Source organism: Litorivivens sp. (genome assembly GCF_041625495.1).
Classification (GTDB): domain Bacteria; phylum Pseudomonadota; class Gammaproteobacteria; order Pseudomonadales; family Spongiibacteraceae; genus Litorivivens.
In genome coordinates this window covers 1-3,863 of sequence record NZ_JBFJTH010000248.1, presented here as the reverse complement: position 1 = coordinate 3,863, position 3,863 = coordinate 1, and the positions used below count along the sequence as shown (strand labels likewise).

Annotated in this window: 6 protein-coding genes; 3 read left to right on the top strand and 3 right to left on the bottom strand. The window is 54.2% G+C overall.

The features are described 5' to 3' along the window. The 3 genes from ABYP39_RS17895 to pilM all read right to left on the bottom strand — a co-directional run. Positions 1–536 (bottom strand): GspMb/PilO family protein (locus ABYP39_RS17895; protein WP_372783959.1); only part of this gene is annotated, 536 nt, incomplete at its 3' end. Then, positions 536–1,189 carry a hypothetical protein gene (locus ABYP39_RS17890; RefSeq protein WP_372783957.1) on the bottom strand — a complete coding sequence of 218 codons (654 nt, stop codon included), beginning with the start codon at positions 1,187–1,189 and terminating at the stop codon, positions 536–538. The genes ABYP39_RS17895 and ABYP39_RS17890, both read right to left, overlap by 1 nt. Next, the gene (gene pilM / locus ABYP39_RS17885) at positions 1,182–2,279 is read right to left on the bottom strand and encodes a pilus assembly protein PilM (protein WP_372783955.1); all 1,098 of its coding nucleotides are present in this window, start codon (positions 2,277–2,279) and stop codon (positions 1,182–1,184) included. The genes ABYP39_RS17890 and pilM overlap by 8 nt, the downstream gene beginning before the upstream one ends. Before the next feature lie 219 nt (positions 2,280–2,498). On the opposite strand from pilM, the gene ABYP39_RS17880 reads away from it, so the two are divergent. From ABYP39_RS17880 to ABYP39_RS17870, 3 genes are all read left to right on the top strand, one after another. Then, positions 2,499–3,110 carry a GspH/FimT family pseudopilin gene (locus tag ABYP39_RS17880; protein ID WP_372748328.1) on the top strand — a complete coding sequence of 204 codons (612 nt, stop codon included), beginning with the start codon at positions 2,499–2,501 and terminating at the stop codon, positions 3,108–3,110. Beyond that, positions 3,110–3,547, top strand: a complete 438-nt coding sequence (locus tag ABYP39_RS17875) for a type II secretion system protein (RefSeq protein ID WP_372748327.1) — start codon at positions 3,110–3,112, stop codon at positions 3,545–3,547. The genes ABYP39_RS17880 and ABYP39_RS17875 overlap by 1 nt, the downstream gene beginning before the upstream one ends. Beyond that, on the top strand, positions 3,544–3,863 hold a 320-nt coding region (locus ABYP39_RS17870; protein WP_372783953.1), incomplete at its 3' end, for a type II secretion system protein J. The genes ABYP39_RS17875 and ABYP39_RS17870, both read left to right, overlap by 4 nt.

Genomic DNA, 3,863 nt, shown 5'->3' with positions numbered 1-3,863 from the left:
CGTAACGTCATTATCAGATTAGGATCAGTCGCTGCACGACCACTGGAAGCGACTTCAAAGTGATCAACTACGATAAATCCAAGCTGCTGATTGATCGCCTGAAGCCAGGAAAACAGACTGAAGTAATCCCCTCGCAGGGAAACCTCAAAAGGAATTTCATCAAAGATTGTAATTCGCTTGGTCGGCATGGGTTTTACGCCCTCTAGCGTCACCCCATACTGCCAAGAGATATTCTGCAACGCGCCAACAATATGGCTTTCAATCTTGTCTGCCGATACAGCACCTGCTGTACCAAAAAGTTGTGCTTCAAGGTCAGCCATCGTCACGTAGCGACTCTGGATTTGTGTTTCCAGATCCGGCCCATAGGCAATAGCCTGGTTTAGACTTGCGTTGCTGCGAGCCAGCGCGTTATAGGCCGTTATCTGAGGTTTAATCACATACACCACCAGCGCTGTGACCATAAGCAGTAACAGGCCACCCAATAGCAACCTCAGCGATCGCGGTTCAACGTGCTCAGACCAATTGATTGCGACCATCAGCGACGCCTCCCGGGATTGACCAGAATGGCCAGCTCAAACTCAACAAGATCATTGCCACCAACAACCCGGCGCCCGGAACGGATAATCTTTACAGACCGCACCTCTGCCTGTTTCAGCAACTCGCCGACAAACGCAGATAATTTAGCGTAGTTTCGTGCATACCCCAGCACCTCGAGGTGGGTTTCAATTTGCCAGGCTTTTTCCGTGTCTGATTCATTTTGCTTCGGCAGCACAATGAAGTAGCCATTTGAGGTTGCAGCCTCTTTTTTATCCACCATGCTGCCCGCCCGGCCAAAGCTCAACCGGGCGAACCATACTTCGCTGTTATCAAGCGCCCGATCAATCGCAACCAGAAGCCGTGGTGCTGTTTGGCCACCGCGAAATCCGGAGAGCACAGACAGCTGCTCACTCATCGATTTGATTTGCTCATCGAGGGTTTGGAGTTGCGCACTTTTCTGATCGATCAGCAATTGCTGACCACTGAGCTTTTCCGCATCTGTTTGGGCAGACTGCATAAGAATTTTCAAAACCGCACTGACCAACGCAACAATAAGAATTACTATGACGGCCGCCAACGAAAAGGCCCGCAGATCGGCAAGAATCTGCCTGTTTTTGCGATAGTCATCAGGAATGAGATCAATATCATTCATGTGACATGCCTCTCAGTGCCAGACCACAGCTCAATGGCAAGCATTGCTGCGCCAACTCAGGCGGAACACCTAGGAATTCACCAAGCGGCTGATACGTGGATACGGGCGAAAGCACCTGGACAGGCAAATGCACAATGTCCTGCAACACTTTTTTTGCCACAGGCCATTGTCCAGCAGCCCCGAGGAGGAACACCTCCCGGATAGGCTCGCCCCGGGTTTGAGAGGCTGTATATAGCGTTGCTTTTTCAATTTCCTGCGAGAGCTTCAAAAATAGCGGCTTGAGTATCTGGCCAACGGTCTCGGGCAACCCTGTGGCATAAGACGCTTCATTTTCTGCCGATGGAGTGAGCTGTTGCCCAAGCATTCTGCGCGCAAATGCCTCTTCCATATCGAGGGATCGGCAGAGCTGCTGCACCATATCGCGCTCCCCGAGCATCACCTCGCGATCAAGTATCAGCCGCCGGCCAGAGAAAACTGCGAGGGAACTTTTATAGCGCCCCAGAGAAATGGCAATACTGTTGTGGTGATTGTCTGGCGCTGCCACCGACGCCAGCAGCCGGTTGATGGCCACGGGCGCAATTTCAAGCGCATCGACATACAGTCCGGCCCTGCGAAAATGCTCGAGAAAATCAATAACAACAGAGCGCTCGGCAACGGCAACCAGCGCTAATTGCTCGTCACCGGCCGATTGTGAGCGAATAGGCAGATAATCCAAAACGAAGTTTTCAAGGGGGCCCTCGAGTCGCCCCTTCACCTGCTGCAATATGGCGTCGCCAACTGAGCTAGCGCCTGCCGCCTTATAGTTAATATAGAGCAGCCGAAAATGCTCCGGCGGCAAACAACTCACTATCTTACGACCGACAAACCCGTGTTTGAGCTCTGGAGCCAACATCTGCTTTAGCAGCGCTGGTTGCTCAAGCAAATCCTCGATGTGGCGCTCAACTTCTATAAGGGCCGCAGCGGACACCACCGGCCTTGGGCCGTCGATACGGAGCTGAACAAGGTTGATCGCGCCTTCGAGTATTGAGAACCCGATCGCACTGTGGCGCGACGCCCCCGAACGTATGGGCCAGCGGGAGCGCCAGCTCAAAAGCCGCCCCCACAGTGAATAAGCGCCCACTCACCCTTATCTGGACGAAGTTTTTTCATTGCCCCCTACCCTTTTATTGTTTGCTGCTCGGCAGACCCGTTCCTACAGCTTGGCACACCTCAGGTCTCCCAGTATAGTACAGTAGACTTACCGAAGCCGGATACCGAAAACGCTGCCAGCGCAAGCATTGTGCAGCACTACCCCGGAGCAACGCATCCAGTGACTACCGAGCGACGATATTGCTCTATCGCCATTACGCTCCCCGCACGCGAACACAACCACCATAAGAGCGAATTACCGCAGCGGGGATTCACACTGGTTGAAATGCTGGTAGTCGTCGGCCTGATAGCTATATTTTCCGTCTTTTTACTATCCGGTCAGCCCAGCGTTACCGAAGTTCGACTCAATAATGCGGTTAAGGAAGTCGCCAGCAGCCTTAAGCTGGCGCGTAGTGAAGCAATGCGAACAGGAGTTCCTCACGGCATTCGCGCCAGCGCCTCAACTCAGCGAGTTCAGGCTTACCAACTAACGCCGGGGGTCACACCTGTGCGCACTTTCAGTGTCAGGCATCCTCATGACCGCCAGCTGCTCGATATTAAACTTAATTCTGATGCTCAATACAGCGGTGTCGTGCTGAGCAGTGTTAGCCTGACTTATGGAACCGGCTGGAATAAGGATGAAGTAGATTTTAGCCCCGGAGGCGCACCTTATTTTGACGCGGGCATAGATCAATACCCCCTGCTTACTGGAACTATCACGCTCAGTGCTGACGACCAAACTAAAACGATCACTGTCGAACCGCAGACTGGTCGCATCCTGGTGGCCCCCTGATGCTGCTCGGTGTAAGTCGCGCGAGCCATCTTCGAGGGATGACGTACCCTGAGGTATTAGCGGCCGTATTGATGCTCGCCATCCTGCTCATTCCCGCGATGGATGCATTACGCACAGCGCTTTCATCGAGCAAAAACCACGAGCAGCTACTACTGCAGCACTACGCCCTTCGCAGCAAAATAGAGAACCTGCTCGCCCGCTCCTTTGGGGAACTCGAAATCAACGCAAACGGCGAGGCAATACCCTCTAGTTTGAGCGACAACTACCTGATGGCAAACGGCACAACCGTGGAACGAGAAGTGTTTATCGCCGCGCACGATATAGACAATGCCGACGCCGACAACAATCCGCGCACCGGCACCGATGACGGGGCTCTGTGGCTGCGGGTCAGCATCCCCAACAGCAACCACAGTATAGAATGGGTGGTGAGCGAATGAAGTCCGCCGCCAAGCCCAGTCAGGGCTTAACACTGGTCGAAATGCTGTTCTCGATCGCGATTACGGCCGCGCTAGTGGTCAGTCTGGCCGGCATCGTCAATACAGCACTGCAATCACGGAGCCTGGTTGAAAAACGCATGGAGCTGCTGCTGGACGCGCAATTTGCGATGGAGCGTATGGCCAGCATGGTCCGCACATCCAGCAAGCTGCTCCTCCCCCTAGCCGACAACCCCGGCACCACGTGGCGCGAGCATGTGCGGGAACAGAGCATCCCCGCTGCCGCGCCCGAACCCGGCAGCACCTTCGCCACGGCCGT

Coding starts and splice junctions, on each gene's coding strand:
- ABYP39_RS17890 (WP_372783957.1), bottom strand. CDS start 1,189: ATGAATGATATTGATCTCATTCCTGATGACTATCGCAAAAACAGGCAG.
- ABYP39_RS17875 (WP_372748327.1), top strand. CDS start 3,110: ATGCTGCTCGGTGTAAGTCGCGCGAGCCATCTTCGAGGGATGACGTAC.